The following is an 18179-nucleotide window of genomic DNA, read 5'->3' as shown; positions in this document are numbered from 1 at the left end:
AGGTCGCTGATGGTGACGTGAAGCCGGCAATTGTCCTACTTCGACAGAGCCAGAACAACTACCGCTGACTATTGTCCCAATGACCTGCCTCTATAAAGGCATCCATCGAGACTCGGTTATGTTTGGCCGAAGGCTTGTGTCATGATGATCCGACCGCAGGTTAGTCGTCCTCTTCCTATATGAATAGATCTTCCGCGTTGCTCCTCGCTTTTGTCTTCCTCAGCGGCTGCCAGGTCTTGGCACCCGTTTCGTCGGACGGTACGCCGCCGGTCGAAGACAGCACTCCGGCCCCTGAAAAGCCCAAGGTTTATAGCTCATTCAGTGAAGAAACCGTCTTCAGCCTGTTGAGCGCCGAACTGGCTGGCCAGCGCAATCGTTTCGACATTGCCCTGGACAACTACGTCACCCAGGCCATCAACACTCAGGATCCGGGCATCTCCGAGCGAGCCTTCCGCATTGCCGAATACCTTGGCGCCGATCAGGCTGCCCTGGATACCGCGTTGATCTGGGCAAAAAACGCCCCGGACGATCTCGAGGCGCAACGCGCGGCTGCCGTGCAGCTGGCGCGCGCCGGGCGTTATGACGACTCCATGGTGTATATGGAGAAAGTCCTGCTCGGCAAAGGCGACACGCATTTCGACTTTCTTGCCCTGTCCGCGGCCGATACCGACCAGGACACGCGCAACGGCCTGATGAAAAGTTTTGACCGCTTATTGCAGCGCCACCCGAACAACAACCAGTTGATTTTCGGCAAGGCTTTGCTGTTGCAACAGGACGGTGACGCCAAAGGCGCGCTGACCTTGCTTGAAGACAATCCGCCGGACGACGGCGAAATTGCCCCGATCCTGCTGCGCGCGCGCCTGTTGCAAGTGCTCAACCGTGGCGATGAAGCCTTGCCACTGCTGCAAAAAAGCATCAAGAAATACCCGGACGACAAGCGTCTGCGCCTGACGTATGCACGCATGCTGGTTGAACAGGACCGCATGGACGACGCCAAGGTCGAGTTCTCAAGCCTGGTCCAGCAATACCCGGAAGACGACGAACTGCGTTATTCCCTGGCGCTGGTGTGCCTGGAAGCCAAGGCCTGGGACGAGGCCAAGGGTTATCTGGAAGACTTGGTCGCCCGGGAAAGCCACGTCGATTCGGCGCACCTGAACCTCGGTCGTATAGCTGAAGAGCGCAACGACCCACAAGGCGCACTGATCGAGTACGCCCAGGTCGGCCCCGGCAATGACTATCTGCCTGCGCAACTGCGCCAGACCGACATTCTGATCAACAACGGCAAGACCGCCGAAGCGCAAAGCCGTCTGGCTACGGAACGCGACGAGCAACCTGATTACGCGATCCAGTTGTACCTGATCGAAGCCGAGACCTTGTCTGCCAACAATCAGCCCGACAAGGCGTGGAAGGTTCTGCAAACCGCGCTGCAGAAGTACCCGGACGATTTGAACCTGCTTTACACCCGCGCCATGCAGGCGGAAAAACGCAATGACCTGGCGCAGATGGAAAAAGACCTGCGCCTGATCATCAAGCGCGACCCGGACAATGCGATGGCGTTGAACGCCCTCGGCTACACCTTGTCGGACCGCACGACGCGTTACGCCGAAGCCAAGGCCCTGATCGAACAAGCGCACCAGATCAACCCGGAAGACCCGGCGGTACTCGACAGCCTCGGCTGGGTACACTTCCGCCTGGGCAATCTCGATGAAGCCGAGCGCTATCTGCGTCAGGCCCTGGATCGCTTTCCCGATCAGGAAGTTGCCGCTCACCTGGGCGAAGTCCTGTGGGCCAATGGCAAACAGCGGGAAGCCAGGCAAATCTGGAGCAAGTTCCTCAAGGAACAACCCGACAGCCCCATCCTGCGCAGCACCATCAAGCGCCTGACCGGATCAGAGACTCTTTAAGATTATGTTTTTGCGCCACCTTGTTGTTTTCAGTTTCATCGCCCTGCTCGCCGGTTGCGCGGGCTTCGGCGCCCGCGAATCGGTCCAGGGCCAAGGCAACACGGCCCAATGGCGCGATTACAAACAGCAACTGACCAGCCTTGATGGCTGGCAGATCAACGGCAAGATCGGTATTCGTGCGCCAAAAGACTCGGGCAGCGGCACGTTGTTCTGGCTGCAGCGACAGGATTACTACGACATTCGCCTCTCCGGCCCGCTGGGTCGCGGCGCGGCTCGTTTGACCGGCCGCCCGGGCAAAGTCTCGCTGGAAGTGGCCAATCAGGGCCGATATGACGCCACGACCCCCGAAGCGCTGGTTGAAGAACAGCTCGGCTGGAAGCTGCCGGTGTCCAATCTGGCGTGGTGGGTTCGCGGGCTTCCGGCCCCGGACAGCAAAAGTCGCCTGACCCTGGACGCCGACAGTCGGCTGGCCAATCTCGAGCAGGACGGCTGGCAAGTCGAATACCTCAGTTACGCCGAGCAAAACGGCTACTGGCTGCCCGAGCGGATCAAACTGCACGGCACCGACCTTGATGTCACGCTGGTGATCAAGGAATGGCAACCACGCAAACTGGGGCAGTGAACATGACCGTTGCGCGCTTGACGCTGCCCTCCCCGGCCAAACTCAATCTGATGCTGCACATTCTCGGCCGCCGTGAAGACGGTTATCACGAGTTGCAGACGATTTTTCAGTTTCTCGATTACGGCGACGAAATCACGTTTGCCGTTCGTGACGACGGTGTGATTCGGTTGCACACCGAATTCGATGGCGTTCCTCACGACAGCAACCTGATCGTCAAAGCCGCGAAAAAACTTCAGGAACAATCCGGTTGTTCGCTCGGCATCGATATCTGGATCGAAAAAATCCTGCCCATGGGCGGTGGAATCGGTGGCGGCAGTTCAAATGCCGCGACGACTTTGCTCGGCCTCAATCATCTCTGGCAACTGGGTTGGGATGAGGATCGACTGGCCGTGCTGGGCCTGACACTGGGCGCCGACGTCCCGGTTTTCGTGCGTGGGCACGCGGCTTTCGCCGAGGGCGTAGGGGAGAAACTCACCCCTGTAGACCCCGAAGAACCGTGGTATCTCGTGCTTGTGCCGCAAGTATCTGTAAGTACAGCAGAAATTTTTTCAGATCCGTTGTTGACACGTAACTCTTCTCCCATTAAAGTGCGCCCCGTTCCCAAGGGAAACAGTCGAAATGACTGCTTACCGGTGGTAGCAAGGCGTTATCCAGATGTACGTAACGCATTGAATTTGTTAGGTAAATTTACCGAAGCAAAACTCACCGGAACTGGAAGTTGTGTGTTTGGGGGCTTCCCAAGCAAAGCTGAAGCTGATAAAGTCTCGGCCCTTCTTACAGAGACCCTTACAGGGTTTGTAGCAAAAGGAAGCAACGTTTCGATGTTGCATCGCAAGCTGCAAAATCTGCTCTAAAGGAATCGATTACTGGGTAATCGTTGCAACAGATACAGGGGCGTCGCCAAGCGGTAAGGCAGCAGGTTTTGATCCTGCCATGCGTTGGTTCGAATCCAGCCGCCCCTGCCATTTTCCTATACTCATCCAGGTTACCCTCAGCCTTCAGGTACTGCGCGTGTCCAAGATGATGGTCTTTACGGGGAACGCTAACCCCGATCTGGCTCGGCGTGTTGTACGTCAGCTGCATATCCCTCTCGGTGACATCTCTGTCGGTAAGTTCTCCGACGGCGAAATTACTGCCGAGATCAATGAAAACGTCCGCGGTAAAGATGTTTTCATTATTCAGCCGACTTGCGCTCCGACCAACGATAACCTGATGGAACTGGTAGTGATGGCTGATGCCTTCCGCCGCTCCTCGGCTACTCGTATCACTGCTGTTATTCCTTACTTTGGTTATGCCCGTCAGGATCGCCGTCCGCGTTCCGCACGTGTGGCTATCAGCGCGAAAGTCGTTGCTGACATGCTTACCGTAGTCGGCATCGACCGTGTTCTCACGGTTGATCTGCATGCTGACCAAATCCAGGGTTTCTTCGATATTCCGGTAGATAACATCTACGGCTCCCCGGTTCTGGTGGATGACATTGAAGATCAGCGCTTCGAAAACCTGATGATCGTGTCCCCGGACATTGGCGGCGTCGTGCGTGCACGTGCTGTTGCCAAATCCCTGGGCGTGGATCTCGGGATCATCGACAAACGCCGTGAGAAAGCCAATCACTCTGAAGTGATGCATATCATCGGTGATGTCGAAGGGCGTACCTGTATTCTGGTCGATGACATGGTCGATACCGCCGGCACTCTGTGCCACGCGGCCAAGGCCCTGAAAGAGCATGGCGCCGCCAAGGTTTTCGCCTACTGCACACACCCTGTGCTGTCCGGTCGGGCGATCGAAAACATTGAAAATTCCATGCTGGACGAACTGGTGGTGACTAACACCATCCCGTTGTCCGCTGCTGCTCAAGCCTGCACGCGTATCCGTCAACTGGATATCGCGCCGGTCGTTGCCGAGGCGGTCCGCCGCATCAGCAATGAAGAATCGATCAGCGCGATGTTCCGTTAAGGGCCCTGCCCTTCTCGACTGTCTCGCTGACGAAAAGCGCCCCGCCCCGGCATTCCTGCCGGGGCGGGGCTTTTTTGCCCATATCGCCTTTAGCGCTGGTCGCAACCGCTGGGGCGAATGTGGTTATTTTGGAGATACAAAATGAACGAATTTACTCTGAATGCTGAAGTGCGTTCCGACCTGGGGAAAGGTGCGAGCCGCCGCCTGCGTCGTCTCGCAAGCCTGGTTCCAGCTGTAGTTTACGGTGGCGAAAAAGCCCCTGAATCCATCAGCATGCTGGCTAAAGAAGTTGCCAAACTGCTCGAAAACGAAGCGGCTTACAGCCACATCATCGAGCTGAACGTTGGCGGCACCAAGCAAAACGTAATCATCAAGGCTCTGCAGCGTCACCCGGCCAAAGGCCACGTACTGCACGCTGACTTCGTGCGCGTTGTAGCTGGCCAGAAACTGACCGCTATCGTGCCTGTACACTTTGTTGGCGAAGAAGCCCCGATCAAGAAAGGCGGCGAAGTTTCGCACGTTGTTTCGGAAATCGAAGTGACCTGCCTGCCAAAAGACCTGCCTGAATTCATCGAAGTCGACCTGGCTAACGCCGAAATCGGTTCGATCATTCACCTGTCCGACCTCAAAGCCCCTAAAGGCGTTGAGTTTGTTGCTCTGGCACACGGCGATGACAAGGCTGTTGCCAACGTCCACGCTCCACGTGTTGCTCCAGAAGCTACTGAAGAAGGCGCAGCAGAGTAATTCACTCTGTCATGCCGGAGTGATCAAGTAACATCGCGGACTGGAACGTAGCGAGAAAGCGGGCGAGAACGCGGAGTTTACATAATGGTAAATGAGCACTTTTCGTCCACTTTCGCCGCACACACTGATTGCGGCGATGTTATCCACCACTCCAAAGAAGGGCCCCTATCGTGACTGCCATCAAACTGATCGTTGGCCTGGGAAATCCAGGCGCTGAATACGAACAGACCCGGCATAACGCAGGGGCCCTTTTTGTTGAGCGCATCGCGAACGCGCAAGGCGTCAACCTTGTGGCCGATCGCAAATATTTCGGCCTGACCGGGCGCTATTCGCATCAGGGTCAGGATGTTCGTCTGCTGATTCCCACCACCTACATGAACCGCAGCGGCCAGGCCGTCGCGGCACTTGCCGGCTTCTTCCGCATTACGCCTGAAGAAATCCTGGTGGCGCATGACGAACTCGACCTGCCACCCGGCGTTGCCAAGCTCAAACAGGGCGGCGGCCATGGCGGTCACAACGGGTTGCGCGACATCATCGCGCAACTGGGCAATCAGAATACCTTTTACCGCTTGCGGCTTGGCATTGGCCACCCGGGCGTTGCCAGTATGGTTTCAAATTTCGTCCTGGGTCGTGCGCCACGCGCCGAACAGGAAAAACTCGATGCCAGCATCGACTTTGCCCTCGGCGTGCTGCCGGATATCCTCGCCGGTGAATGGAACCGCGCGATGAAAAACCTGCACAGCCAGAAGGCCTGACTCACTCCTCGGGGAAAACACCATGGGATTCAATTGCGGCATCGTCGGCCTGCCTAACGTCGGCAAGTCCACCCTATTCAACGCCCTGACCAAATCCGGGATCGCGGCCGAGAACTTCCCCTTCTGCACCATCGAGCCGAACACCGGTATCGTGCCGATGCCGGATCCACGCCTGGAAGCCCTGGCGGCCATTGTCAATCCAAAGCGCATCTTGCCAACCACCATGGAATTCGTCGACATCGCGGGCCTGGTGGCCGGTGCCTCGAAAGGTGAAGGCCTGGGCAACAAGTTCCTCGCCAACATCCGCGAGACCGATGCTATCGCTCACGTGGTCCGCTGCTTCGAAGACGAGAACGTGATTCACGTCTCCAACAGCGTCGACCCGAAACGCGACATCGAAATCATCGACCTGGAACTGATCTTCGCCGACCTCGACAGCTGCGAGAAGCAACTGCAGAAAGTTGCCCGTAACGCCAAGGGTGGTGACAAGGACGCCGTGGTCCAGAAAGGTCTGCTGGAGCAACTGATCGCTCACTTCACCCTCGGCAAGCCAGCGCGCACGCTGATGAAGAACATGGGCGCCGACGATAAAGCGGTGATTCGTGGCTTCCACCTGCTGACCACCAAGCCGGTCATGTACATCGCCAACGTCGCTGAAGACGGTTTCGAGAACAACCCGCTGCTGGACATCGTCAAGGCCATCGCCGAAGAAGAAGGTGCCATGGTGGTTCCGGTCTGCAACAAGATCGAAGCCGAAATCGCCGAACTCGAAGACGGCGAAGAGAAAGACATGTTCCTCGAAGCCCTGGGCCTCGAAGAGCCTGGCCTGAACCGCGTGATCCGCGCCGGCTACGAAATGCTGCACCTGCAGACCTACTTCACCGCCGGTGTCGAAGAAGTCCGCGCCTGGACCGTCCGCGTAGGTGCTACCGCGCCACAAGCCGCTGGCGTGATCCACACCGACTTCGAAAAAGGCTTCATCCGCGCCGAAGTCATCGCCTACGACGACTTCATCCAGTACAAAGGCGAAGCCGGCGCTAAAGAAGCCGGTAAATGGCGCCTGGAAGGCAAGGACTACATCGTTAAAGACGGCGACGTGATGCACTTCCGTTTCAACGTGTAAAAGCAGCCGCACAAGAAAAAGCCGCGTTTAATACGCGGCTTTTTTGTGCCTGAAATCCGGGCGAGACCTAATCCTGCAGGAGCGAGGCTTGCCCGCGAAGAACGATGACGCGGTGTTCCTGGCAAACGGTGTAATGGCCTTCGCGGGCAAGTCACGCTCCTACAGGTGGAGCGGTGCTACGCCTTTTTGGTTCTTGGCAGCAAGATCGCCAGTACGCCAAACAATGGCAGGAACGAGCACAGAAAGTACACGTATTCGATGCCGTGGACATCCGCCAGATGCCCGAGCAACGCCGCGCCAATCCCGCCAAAACCGAACATCAATCCGAAGAACACCCCGGCAATCATGCCGACATTGCCCGGCACCAGTTCCTGTGCGTACACCACGATGGCCGAAAAGGCTGACGCGAGGATAAAGCCGATCAGCACGCTCAGAATGCTGGTCCAGAACAGATCAACGTGAGGCAGGATCAGCGTGAATGGCGCCACGCCAAGGATCGAGAACCAGATCACCGCCTTACGCCCGATCTTGTCGCCAATCGGCCCACCGAAGAACGTCCCCGCCGCCACGGCGCCCAGGAACAGGAACAGATGCAGCTGCGAACTGGCCACCGACAGGTCGAACTTCTCGATCAGGTAGAAGGTGAAGTAGCTGGTGAAACTGGCCATGTAGAAATACTTGGAGAACACCAGCAGCCCGAGCACCACCAGCGCGCTGATCACCCGGCGTTTCGACAGGCCGTGCGTCGCCGCCTGACCTTGTTTGAGCTTGAACAGGTTTAAGTGGTTGGCGTACCAGCGGCTGATCCGATAGAGCACGAACAACGCAAACACGGCGAACAATCCAAACCACGCCACATGGCCCTGGCCGAAGGGAATGATGATCGCCGCTGCCAGCAACGGGCCGAAGGCCGAGCCGGCATTGCCTCCGACCTGAAAGGTCGATTGCGCCAGACCGAATCGCCCGCCCGAGGCCAGTCGAGCCACGCGAGAAGCTTCCGGGTGAAAGGTCGATGAGCCGATGCCAATCAACCCCGCCGCCAGCAGAATCAGCGGAAAAGTATCGACCACCGACATCATCAAAATACCGATCAGCGTGCAGACGGTTCCCGCCGGTAGCAGCCAGGGCTTGGGATGGCGATCGGTGTGGTAACCGACCCATGGCTGCAACAGCGAAGCCGTCAGCTGGAACGTCAAAGTGATCAATCCAACCTGGGTAAATGTCAGGCCATAGTTGGCCTTCAACATCGGATAAATCGACGGTAGAACCGACTGGATCAGGTCATTGATCAAATGCGCCAGCGCCACCGCGCCAATGATGCGCATGACCAGAGGGCTGCTTTGTGAAGTCGCGGGTGCCGACGTCGTGCCGGTCTGAACATTGCTGATAGCCATGAGAATTTCCGTACAGCAGATGGGTGCACGCAGGCAGGTGCGTCAATGTGCCATTTTTCAGTGCGGCAGCGCCATCCCCTTAGCCTGCTAACGACCTCGACACTCATCGCCAAGAAGGTGATAGCGCAACGCCATGGTCTGAATCTTGCCTTGTTAATCCGCTTCAACGCGGCCCCTTACAAAGGGGACCGAGAATGGGAAGTTTCGCTACAGAGTCGGCCTACAGAGCTGACAAGGGTGAACTTTCGAGGCCTTTTAAAAGGGCACAAGTCGCGGTCGCAACGACCCCGACGCACGCCATTGGTGCGTGGTGTTCAGAGGAGTCATGGGGCATGCAGGCTTTTTTATCACCGGGGATCGGATTGCTGGGGCGTTTTGGCTTCGCACGCAAATTTCAGTTGTTGTTTCTGCTGTTTATCCTGCCGCTGGCAGGCAGCCTGGTGATGATTGGTCAGGACTATCGCGCCAAACTTAACTTGATCTCCGGCGAACGTGCCGGTGTTCGGCAACTGCTCGCCCTGGATGCGCTCGATAACCTGCTCGCCGCCCAACGTGACCGCGCCGCACGCTGGCGTGCGACGGAAACCAATCGCCAGCCAACGCCTGCAACCCTTGCCGCGATGGCCGGGTTCGATGCGGTTCAACCCGCCGTCGCCCAAGCCACCTCGGACCTCGGTGATGCGCTGAAAACCGAAGGCGCCGAGGGCGAAACCCTGACCCGTTATCAGGCGCTGCAAACCGCCCTCAACGGCCTCGACTCGAAAAGCCTGAGCAGCGTTGGTTGGTGGCCGGATGGCTACGATCGTTTCACCAATGCCTTGAGTGCGCTGCAAGCCCTGCGCGAACAGATCGCCATGGACAATCGCCTGACGCTCGCGCCGTGGCTGGAAACCTACCTGCTGACGCAAATCTCGACACAGCATGCACCGGACCTGATTGAGCGGGTTGGCCGCCTGGCCAGCGTCGGTCAGGCATCGGTGGTGTCCGGGCAGTTCACCCTGCAAAGCCGTCTGCAATTGCGCGATTTGCGCAGTCGTATCGGCGATGCCCGGGAACAGCTGGCGAAAACCGCCAGCCTGCTGGAAGCACGCCTGCCCAGCGCGTTGCAAAGCTGGGCCGGGCAATACCACGACAGCCTCAAGCATCTCGATGCTGAACTGAAAGTCCTCGATGACGGCGTCTTCGGCGGCAGCATCAAGCTCAAGCCGGAAGAATTCGAGCGCAGCCTCGACAGCCTGCTCACCGACCTCGCCTCGCTGCGCCAGCAGTCATTGGTTTCGCTGGATCAACGCCTGGATTACTACCATGGCTCGGCGATCCGCCAGTTTATTCTGGTGGCGACGATCTTTGGCTGCCTGCTGCTGGCCGCGCTGTACCTGTTCATCTGCTTGCAGGCCTCGATCCGGCGCAGCGCCAGCGGCATCACCCTGCTGGCTGAAGCATTGCGCGACGGCAACTTAAGCCTGCAAGTGCCGGTGCAGGGGCGCGACGAACTGGCGGCCATCAGCACCGCCCTGAATGTCGCCGTGGTGCAGCTGCGCAACAGTTTGCTGGGGGTCGATCACGAAACCTTGCAGGTGAGCAACGCGGTGCGCACCCTCAACCATCACTCCAGCGGCGCCTTGGGCGAAGTTGAAGCGCAGCAATTGCAGATCAGCCAGATCGCCGCTGCGGCCACGCAGTTGGCCGCGACCTCTCAGGGTGTCGCCCAGAGTTGCGAACAGGCGTCCGGCAGCGCTCAACACACCCAACGCATTGCGGCCGACAGCAGCCGCGACAGCCAACGCACCACGGCGAGTATTCAGCAGCTCAACCAGCGCTTGAACGACACGGCGGCGGCACTCGGCCGGGTCAGCGAACAAGGCCAGCAGATTCAATTGGTGGTCGACACCATTCGCGGCGTGGCCGAGCAGACTAATCTGCTGGCGCTCAACGCGGCGATCGAGGCGGCTCGCGCGGGCGAACAGGGTCGCGGCTTTGCGGTGGTGGCGGATGAAGTGCGCAGCCTCTCGCAACGCACTCAGTCCTCCACCGCGCAGATCGCCGGCACTGTCGACAGTCTGCGCAGCACGGTGAATGAGGCGGTCAGCCTGATGGAAGCGGCCTGTAGCCAAGCGCAAAGTGATGCCCTGTCGGTCACCGGCCTGGGCGAACGCCTCGGGGAAATTGCCCACGCGGTGCAAGGCGTTACCGACACCCTGGCGCAGATCGCCACGGCGGTTGAGGAACAGGCCAGCACCGCCGATGAAGTCAGCGGCAACATCCAGCAGGTCGATCAGGCCGCGGTAAGGTTGCTCGAAGGCGCGCGGGCGGTGAACCTGGCGGCGGACACCTTGAGCCAGGGCAGCAAGGCCTTGAGTGCCAATACCGGGAGATTTCAGCTCAGTTGACGCCCTCACCCGGCCCGAATATTCGGCTCAGGTGGATAAGCGGTTGAAAGCGTAGAGAAATATTTTGGATTTACGCTTGACGCATCTGCATTACCGGTGAATAATGCGCGCCACTTGGCTACATAGCTCAGTTGGTTAGAGCATAGCATTCATAATGCTGGGGTCCGGGGTTCAAGTCCCTGTGTAGCCACCAAGTACTAAAAACGGCTTACCGAAAGGTAGGCCGTTTTTTTATGCCTCGCGAAAAGTGCCCCGAACAGCACTTCAAGAACGAACCGTCGGCAACGCCGATAACGCGCGCTCCCAAATCTGCCACGTCCGCAGCCAGACCATCGCCTGCCAGTCGCTGTCGGCAGGATAGAACTGCTCAAGCAGATTCAGTTTGATCTCGCGCCCCACCGCATTACTTGGATTGCCGTGCAGATGCAGCCAGTGGTCATCGCGCAAATGACGATGAACGTCCGGCCCCGGATACGTCCCGCACTCGATCACGAACGGCATCAGTTTGACCTGCGGCAGCGCATTGATCAGTGCCTGCGAGGTGTAGCCCGTCGCGGTGGCCGCCACGCCGGTTTCACTCAAGGTGTCGGCACCGGTCAGCAACGTGTAGAGCCAGGGACCATAAATGGCCTGCGCATCGGGTAGCGCCGGATAAGCCGCCTCGGTGATGGTCAGCAACATCGGATGACCGTACTCGCCAGCGCCGGTGTGCAAATCGAAACACATCGCGACCTCGGCGTGGGCAACATGCGTTTGCAGGATTTCGTGCAGCGTGCGGTTCGACCAGCTCGGCGCCAGGCCGCCATAAAACAGGCCATCGGGATGACTGTGCTGGCCGCCCTCGACGATCGACATCACCGCTGGCCAGCCGTGTTCGCGAATCTGTCCGTCGAGCAAGGCGTCGGCGCGCTCACGTTCGGGCCCCCGCAACTCAGTGAACGCATAGATGTCATGCAGCGCTGCGTAAGCCTGATTGTCCGGCAGCGGACGTTCGAAGTTCAGGTGATTGCGGTTCAGATCGATGTTGTCTTCGTTGACCCGACGCAGCCATGCGGTGCCCCAGGGATTGATCAGGTGGATCATCACCACCGCGACATCGGCCGGCAGTGAACGCTTGCCCAACTCCTGCATCCACTTGATCTGGCATCCCGAGCCATAGAAACCTTCCACACCATGGGTGCCGCTCAACGCAATCAGCAATCGCTTGGCACCTGGATCACCCAACACCGCCACATCGGTGCTCAAGGGTTCACCGAAAGGTCCTTTGAGGGGATGCGGATATTCAGTCAACGTCGCTCCGGCCGCAGTCGCTGCGGCGAGGAATTGCTCACGCTGAGTGCGATAACTCGGCTGGGTGGGAAACTCGGTCTGCATGGCTGCCTCTTGTTGATTTTCTGACCCGTCTGATGCCCTCGACCCTACAGAAAATCCGTCAACTCATGAAGTGTAAAAGCGTCTTGGCTCTCATCCGTGGTTTGCACCACGCCCTGTCGGCCGATAAAGTCCCCTGATCTTTTCCCACGGACGGAGTGCCCAACGTGTTCTCAGCCTTCCGCTTGAGCCGCTATCGCCTGTCAGCCTTTTCGCTGATCGCCACCGCGCTGACCCTTGCAGCGTGCAACGCCCCGCCCACGTCGACATTGCCGATCGCGCCGGAAGTCGCCTCGGGTTATCGCACCGACCTGCAAACCCGGCACGCCTCGAAACACATGGCGGCGGCAGCCAACCCTCTGGCGGCCGAGGCCGGGCGCGAGATGCTGCGTCAGGGCGGCTCGGCGGTGGATGCCGCGATTGCCATGCAAGCGGTGTTGACGCTGGTGGAACCTCAATCCTCGGGCATCGGCGGCGGCGCGTTCATTGTGTTGTGGGATGGCAAGAACGTGCGCACTTACGACGGTCGCGAAACCGCACCGGCCGGCGCCACGGAGAAGCTTTTCCTACAAGCCGACGGCAAACCGATGGCCTTCACCCAGGCGCAGATTGGGGGGCGCTCAGTGGGCACGCCCGGTGTGTTGCGAGCGCTTGAGCTGGCACATCAGAAACACGGTCGTCTGCCGTGGGCGCAACTGTTCGAACCGGCCATCCGACTCGCGGAGCAAGGTTTCGCCATCTCGCCGCGCTTGCATCAACTGATCGCTTCAGATTCCTCCATGCGTCGCTCGCCTGACATGATGGCGTACTTCCTGAATGCCGATGGCAGCCCGAAAGCCGCCGGCACTCAGCTGAAAAACCCGGCACTGGCCGCCGTACTCAAACGCATCGCCACAGAAGGTCCCGATGCGTTGTACAAAGGGCCGGTTGCGCAAGAAATCGTCGCCAAGGTTCAGGGCCACGCCAACCCTGGCAGTCTGTCGCTGAACGATCTCCAAGGCTATACGGCCAAGGAACGCGCGCCGCTATGCACCGACTACAAACGCTGGCAGGTCTGCGGCATGCCGCCGCCGTCGTCGGGCGGGATCGCCGTGGCGCAGATCCTCGGCACACTCCAGGCGTTGGAAGTACGCGACCAGCGTTTTGCCTTGGCCTCAATGAAACCGGTCAAGACCGGCAAACCCGCCGGCACCGAGCCGACGCCAGAAGCCGTGCACCTGATTGCCGAAGCCGAGCGCCTGGCCTACGCCGACCGCGCGCTCTATCTGGCCGACGCCGACTTCGTTCCCGTCCCTGTCAAAGGCCTGGTGGACCCGAGCTATCTGGCCAGCCGCGCCGCCCTGATCGGTGACCGCAGCATGGGCACGGCCAAACCCGGCACCCCGCCGGGCATCAAGATCGCCTACGCACCGGACCGTTCACCGCTGCGCATCTCGACCTCGCAAGTGGTCGCGGTCGATGACGAAGGTGGCGCGGTGTCCATGACCACCACCGTCGAATCCGCGTTCGGTTCGCACGTGATGGTGCAGGGCTTCCTGCTCAACAACCAGATGACCGACTTCTCGTTCATCCCGGAAGAAAACGGGCAGAAAGTCGCCAACCGCGTCGAACCCGGCAAACGCCCCCGCTCGTCCATGGCCCCGACGCTGATCTTCGATCGCCAGAGCGGTGAATTCCTCGCCACCATCGGCTCGCCGGGCGGTTCGCAAATCATCGAATACGTCGCCAAATCCACCATCGGCCTGCTCGACTGGAACCTCGACCCGCAAGCCGCCATCAGCCTGCCCAACTTCGGCAGCCGCAACGGCCCGACGGAACTGGAAGAGGGGCAGTTCAGCGCCGGGCTGATGCAGGCGCTGAAGGACAAAGGGCACAGCGTGAGCGAGATTGACATGACCAGCGGCACCCAGGCGATTGTCCGGGTGAAGGATGCGCAGGGGAAGGCTTCGTTGGCGGGCGGGGCCGATCCTCGGCGTGAGGGGGCTGCGTTGGGGGATTGATTCCTACAGAGGGTGGAAAAGGCTTACCGGGAGGTAGGCCTTTTTTGTATGTAATGAGTCCTGTTCGGCTACCTCGCGCCGACTTTTCCTACCTGCACACCACTGCTTCTTCGATAGAGTTCAAAGATCATTTTTCGCATCAGTTCAGCCACCCGAAGCACCTAGGTACAAAGTCGAATCCGCACCTCCCATCGGCCACACCTTCACAGACTTGCATCAGTCCCATCACGGGACTAGGATCGCGCCATGAGAATTATCGCCATTAGCCAGCTTAAAAGTTTTTGGGAGCGCTACCCGGACGCAGAACAATCCTTACTAGCTTGGATTGACGAGGCAAGAAATGCCGAGTGGAAAACACCTGCGAACATAAAAGCGCACTTTGCTACCGCCAGCATTCTCAAGAGCCATAGAGTCGTGTTCAACATCAAGGGTAATGACTTTCGGCTGGTAGTCGCTGTGGCTTATCGCTTCGGCGCTGTTTACATAAAATTTGTCGGCACTCACAAGCAGTACGACGCAATCGACGCCGATACCGTCGAGATGGAGTAACCAATGAACATTCGTCCGATTCACACCGACGAGGACTACCGCGCAGCCCTCAAGACTGTATCTGCCCTTTTCGACAATGAGCCAGAGCCTGGCACGCCTGAAGGGGATTATTTCGACATCATGATCACACTGATCGAAGCTTATGAATCGAAGCAGTTTCCAGTTGATCTGCCCAATCCAATCGATGCGATAAAATTTCGCATGGAACAATCAGGTCTGTCCGCAGCGGACCTTGCGCCTGCCATTGGCCGGACAAACCGGGTTTACGAAGTGCTTAATGGCAAGCGTGCGTTGACGCTCCCGATGATATGGAAACTACATGATCTGTTCGGAATACCAGCAGAGAGCCTGATTAAACCTATGAAACAAGCTTGATCAAACGTCGGTCGAAGCGTACTGGCCGACGCTGAAAATCTCCCCTCCCCGGCTCATCGGATATCACGCAGGCACACTACACGCTCACGTACACCCACGCTTCAATCCCGGATTGAAGGACTACGCTGACACGCTTGTAATCCGATACCTCATAACTGTCGGCGGCGGCTAGTTCCTCGGGTGTGATCTGGAACACCATGCCGGGAATCGGGACGCTGCTATCGCTTCCCGGACGAAGAATCGGATGGTGAGTCTTGCCGCTGGTGGCCAACACCTCTGGGTCGGTGATTTCGACCCAGGACTGCTCGTACCCCAGCATCGCATCGGCACTGCCGCTGAGCTCGCGCCCGAAGTTGGCCAGTTGCACGACTTTGTCCTGCAAGGTGCCGTAGGAAAACAGGTACTCCGTTTTATCGCTCATCCATAAATCCTTGTTTGAATAGTCCCGAGTAGCTTATCGGGTGATCTTCAACGCTTGCCGTGCCTTGTGCTTCTCCAGCGCCAGATCGATCAAGCGGCTGACCAGCTCGCTGTAAGTCATGCCGGTGGCTTGCCAGAGCTTGGGGTACATGCTGATTCGGGTGAAGCCGGGCAGTGAGTTGATTTCGTTGATCAGCACTTCGCCGCTGTCGGTCAGGAACACATCGACCCGCGCCAGCCCGGAACAGCCCAGCACCTGAAACGCCTCGACAGCCAAGGCGCGGATGCGCTCACTGGCCTCGCTGCTGATGTTGGCCGGCACCACGATCTCTGCCGCTTGAGCGTCGATGTATTTGCTGTCGTAGGAATAGAAGCCGCTGCGCACCACGATCTCGCCACAACCGCTGGCGATGGCATCCTCGTTGCCCAGCACCGCGCACTCGATCTCGCGACCGTTGACGGCGGATTCGATCAATACTTTTTCATCGAAACCCAGGGCCAGTTCCACTGCCGCCGTGTACTCGGCTTCGTCACTGACCTTGCTGACGCCCACGGACGACCCCTGGTTCGCCGGCTTCACGAACAGCGGCAGACCGAGTTTGGCCTGGACCTCGGCGAACCCGGTGCGCGCGGCGCTGGCACGAGTCAGGGTCACGAAGGGCGTGACTGCAATCCCGGCGTCACGCAACAGCCGCTTGCTGATGTCCTTGTCCATGCACACCGCCGAGCCGAGCACATCGGAGCCGACAAAGGGTAAATCCGCCATGCGCAACAGGCCTTGCAGGCAACCGTCTTCACCCAGCGTGCCGTGCACGATCGGGAAGATCACATCGACGTGGCCCAGCATTTCCTGACTCGAGGTTTCGACCAATTGCTGACTGGCCTTGCCCGGCACCACGGCCAGTTCCCGGTTGGACTGGTTGAGGGCGATCAGGGCCGGATTTTCCTGGTTGAGCAGGAAGTTCGATGGATCATTGAGGTGCCAATGGCCTTGCTTGTCGATACCGATCAGCACCGGTTCGAAGCGCGACCGATCCAGCGCATCGACGATGTTTTTCGCCGATTGCAGCGACACTTCGTGCTCCGCCGAACGACCACCAAAAATAATCCCTACCCGCAGTTTGCTCATACCAGACACCTCGACGAACGATCAAACGCACCCGCGCCTCGATGGCTTACAGGGTGCAGAGAATGCTCGATACCTTGCTACATTTGTATGCGGTTTTCTACCAGCCCCATGGGTTTTGTCGGCCAGCAGACAGGTGGCCGGTCCCTGGGTTACCGTGATCGACATTGCGCTCAAGACAACGACACCATGGCCAAGCACACGCCTCCCATCGACTGGTTCCATCGCGCCCCCGACGTGGGCGGGGTTCAGCGTTTCGAGGCATTTTTTGCCGGCCACGGCTACGACCTTCACCGCCATGACACCTACGCAATCGGCCGGACTCTGGCCGGCGTGCAGAGTTTTCAATACCGCGGCGGCTGGCGCCACAGCCTGCCCGGCGGGACCCTGGTGCTGCACCCGGACGAAGTCCACGATGGCGAGGCTGGCACCGAGGCCGGCTTCAAGTACCGGATGATGTACATCGAGCCGGCGCTGATCCAGCAGATACTCGGCGGGCAACCGCTGCCGTTCATCAAGACCGGATTGTCGACCGACCCACGCCTGTTCGCCGCCACCGACGTGCTGCTGCGAAGCCTGGATTGCCCCCTCGATCCACTGGAAGAGCAGGACGCGCTGTTCGATCTGGCGCAGGCATTGAGCACTGTCTCCGGCGCGCCCGGTAAACGCCAACGCTTCGACTACGTGGCGGCGGAGCGCGCGCGGGAGTTCATCCACAGCGCCCTGGATCGCACGGTGACACTGGAGGAACTGGCGCAGCATAGCGGTCGGGATCGCTGGAGTCTGTCGAGGGATTTCCGCCTGTTGTTCGGCACCAGCCCTTATCGATACCTGACCATGCGTCGCCTGGACCTGGTCCGCGCCCTGCTGATCCAGGGCCAGTCTCTGGTCAGTGCCGCACTGATCGCCGGTTTCACCGACCAGAGCCACATGACCCGGCAATTCAGCAAGGCATACGGCCTGTCACCGGCCCGCTGGATGAAAATGCACCGCCGCTGAGCGCGCACAATCGTACAAGAAGCCCGCTGCCGTGCTGACTATCGTGGCTTCACGATCAACCACGAGAGCATTCTTCATGAACGCCTACCAAAGCCTGAACTTCGCTGAAAAAATCGCCCGGATCGACTCGCACTGGAGCCCTCGGGTCATCGCCGAGATGAACGACTACCAGTTCAAAGTGGTGAAACTGCTGGGGGATTTCATCTGGCACGATCACCTGGACACCGACGAGACCTTCATCGTGCTCGAGGGGCAGCTGCGCATCGACTTTCGCGATGGCCACGTCCTGCTGAACGCGGGCGAAATGTACGTGGTGCCAAAGGGTGTCGAGCACAAACCCTCTGCCGCGCAGGAAGTGAAACTGCTGCTGATCGAGCCCAAGGGTGTGCTGAATACAGGCAGCGAAGGCGGCGAACGCACGGCGCAGAATGACGTCTGGGTGTAAAAGGCAGCC

The 18179-nt window shown here is 59.1% G+C and carries 17 protein-coding genes and 2 tRNA genes; 15 read left to right on the top strand and 4 right to left on the bottom strand.

Annotated features, from left to right (window positions below):
• The first annotated feature begins 179 nt into the window (after nt 1–179).
• The 8 genes from BLU63_RS15690 to ychF all read left to right on the top strand — a co-directional run bounded on the left by BLU63_RS15690 (nt 180) and on the right by ychF (nt 7101).
• Entirely contained in the window at nt 180–1904 is a 1725-nt protein-coding gene (locus BLU63_RS15690; protein ID WP_077749018.1) for a tetratricopeptide repeat protein, read from the top strand.
• Nucleotides 1905–1908: 4 nt separating this feature from the next.
• Nucleotides 1909–2526: a lipoprotein insertase outer membrane protein LolB gene (gene lolB / locus BLU63_RS15685; RefSeq protein WP_010458278.1), complete on the top strand. Its 618-nt coding sequence runs from the start codon at nt 1909–1911 to the stop codon at nt 2524–2526.
• Between the two features lie 2 nt (nt 2527–2528).
• Complete coding sequence (ispE, locus tag BLU63_RS15680) at nt 2529–3380, top strand: 4-(cytidine 5'-diphospho)-2-C-methyl-D-erythritol kinase (RefSeq protein WP_010458280.1); 852 nt, start codon at nt 2529–2531, stop codon at nt 3378–3380.
• Nucleotides 3381–3416: 36 nt separating this feature from the next.
• Nucleotides 3417–3491 (top strand) — tRNA-Gln (locus BLU63_RS15675).
• 46 nt (nt 3492–3537) lie between these two features.
• Nucleotides 3538–4479: a ribose-phosphate pyrophosphokinase gene (locus tag BLU63_RS15670; RefSeq protein WP_010458281.1), complete on the top strand. Its 942-nt coding sequence runs from the start codon at nt 3538–3540 to the stop codon at nt 4477–4479.
• A 141-nt stretch (nt 4480–4620) separates the two neighbouring features.
• Nucleotides 4621–5223: a 50S ribosomal protein L25/general stress protein Ctc gene (locus tag BLU63_RS15665; RefSeq protein WP_074880258.1), complete on the top strand. Its 603-nt coding sequence runs from the start codon at nt 4621–4623 to the stop codon at nt 5221–5223.
• Between the two features lie 170 nt (nt 5224–5393).
• The gene (gene pth, locus BLU63_RS15660) at nt 5394–5978 is read left to right on the top strand and encodes an aminoacyl-tRNA hydrolase (protein ID WP_010458286.1); all 585 of its coding nucleotides are present in this window, start codon (nt 5394–5396) and stop codon (nt 5976–5978) included.
• A 22-nt stretch (nt 5979–6000) separates the two neighbouring features.
• Entirely contained in the window at nt 6001–7101 is a 1101-nt protein-coding gene (gene ychF / locus BLU63_RS15655) for a redox-regulated ATPase YchF (RefSeq protein ID WP_010458288.1), read from the top strand.
• A 176-nt stretch (nt 7102–7277) separates the two neighbouring features.
• Here ychF and BLU63_RS15650 read toward each other — a convergent pair whose 3' ends face one another.
• A complete protein-coding gene (locus BLU63_RS15650; protein WP_083375755.1) occupies nt 7278–8495 on the bottom strand; it encodes an MFS transporter in 1218 nt (405 codons plus the stop codon).
• 332 nt (nt 8496–8827) lie between these two features.
• Between BLU63_RS15650 and BLU63_RS15645 the strand changes: the two genes are divergently transcribed.
• Both BLU63_RS15645 and BLU63_RS15640 read left to right on the top strand, forming a co-directional pair.
• The gene (locus BLU63_RS15645) at nt 8828–10885 is read left to right on the top strand and encodes a methyl-accepting chemotaxis protein (RefSeq protein ID WP_083375754.1); all 2058 of its coding nucleotides are present in this window, start codon (nt 8828–8830) and stop codon (nt 10883–10885) included.
• A gap of 116 nt (nt 10886–11001) precedes the next feature.
• Nucleotides 11002–11078, top strand: a tRNA-Met gene (locus tag BLU63_RS15640).
• Between the two features lie 71 nt (nt 11079–11149).
• On the opposite strand, the gene BLU63_RS15635 is transcribed toward BLU63_RS15640, so the two are convergent.
• Nucleotides 11150–12259, bottom strand: a complete 1110-nt coding sequence (locus BLU63_RS15635; protein ID WP_083375753.1) for a DUF2817 domain-containing protein — start codon at nt 12257–12259, stop codon at nt 11150–11152.
• Nucleotides 12260–12423: 164 nt separating this feature from the next.
• Here BLU63_RS15635 and ggt point away from each other — a divergent pair, with 164 nt between their 5' ends.
• The 3 genes from ggt to BLU63_RS15620 all read left to right on the top strand — a co-directional run bounded on the left by ggt (nt 12424) and on the right by BLU63_RS15620 (nt 15180).
• Complete coding sequence (gene ggt / locus BLU63_RS15630) at nt 12424–14256, top strand: gamma-glutamyltransferase (RefSeq protein WP_083375752.1); 1833 nt, start codon at nt 12424–12426, stop codon at nt 14254–14256.
• Nucleotides 14257–14502: 246 nt separating this feature from the next.
• A complete protein-coding gene (locus BLU63_RS15625) occupies nt 14503–14805 on the top strand; it encodes a type II toxin-antitoxin system HigB family toxin (RefSeq protein ID WP_010458295.1) in 303 nt (100 codons plus the stop codon).
• A 3-nt stretch (nt 14806–14808) separates the two neighbouring features.
• The gene (locus BLU63_RS15620) at nt 14809–15180 is read left to right on the top strand and encodes a helix-turn-helix domain-containing protein (RefSeq protein ID WP_077749022.1); all 372 of its coding nucleotides are present in this window, start codon (nt 14809–14811) and stop codon (nt 15178–15180) included.
• A gap of 76 nt (nt 15181–15256) precedes the next feature.
• On the opposite strand, the gene BLU63_RS15615 is transcribed toward BLU63_RS15620, so the two are convergent.
• The gene (locus BLU63_RS15615; RefSeq protein ID WP_010458309.1) at nt 15257–15601 is read right to left on the bottom strand and encodes a gamma-glutamylcyclotransferase family protein; all 345 of its coding nucleotides are present in this window, start codon (nt 15599–15601) and stop codon (nt 15257–15259) included.
• 33 nt (nt 15602–15634) lie between these two features.
• The gene (gene ddlA / locus BLU63_RS15610; RefSeq protein WP_083375751.1) at nt 15635–16729 is read right to left on the bottom strand and encodes a D-alanine--D-alanine ligase; all 1095 of its coding nucleotides are present in this window, start codon (nt 16727–16729) and stop codon (nt 15635–15637) included.
• Nucleotides 16730–16915: 186 nt separating this feature from the next.
• On the opposite strand from ddlA, the gene BLU63_RS15605 reads away from it, so the two are divergent.
• Entirely contained in the window at nt 16916–17725 is an 810-nt protein-coding gene (locus BLU63_RS15605) for an AraC family transcriptional regulator (protein WP_077749037.1), read from the top strand.
• Nucleotides 17726–17801: 76 nt separating this feature from the next.
• Nucleotides 17802–18170 (top strand): cupin domain-containing protein, encoded by a 369-nt coding sequence (locus BLU63_RS15600; RefSeq protein WP_077749023.1) that lies wholly within the window; start codon nt 17802–17804, stop codon nt 18168–18170.
• Nucleotides 18171–18179: the final 9 nt, after the last annotated feature.

It is taken from the genome of Pseudomonas mandelii (genome assembly GCF_900106065.1).
Lineage (GTDB): Bacteria > Pseudomonadota > Gammaproteobacteria > Pseudomonadales > Pseudomonadaceae > Aquipseudomonas > Aquipseudomonas mandelii.
The sequence above is the reverse complement of the archived record's forward strand: the minus strand, read 5'-3'. Positions and strand labels throughout refer to the sequence as shown.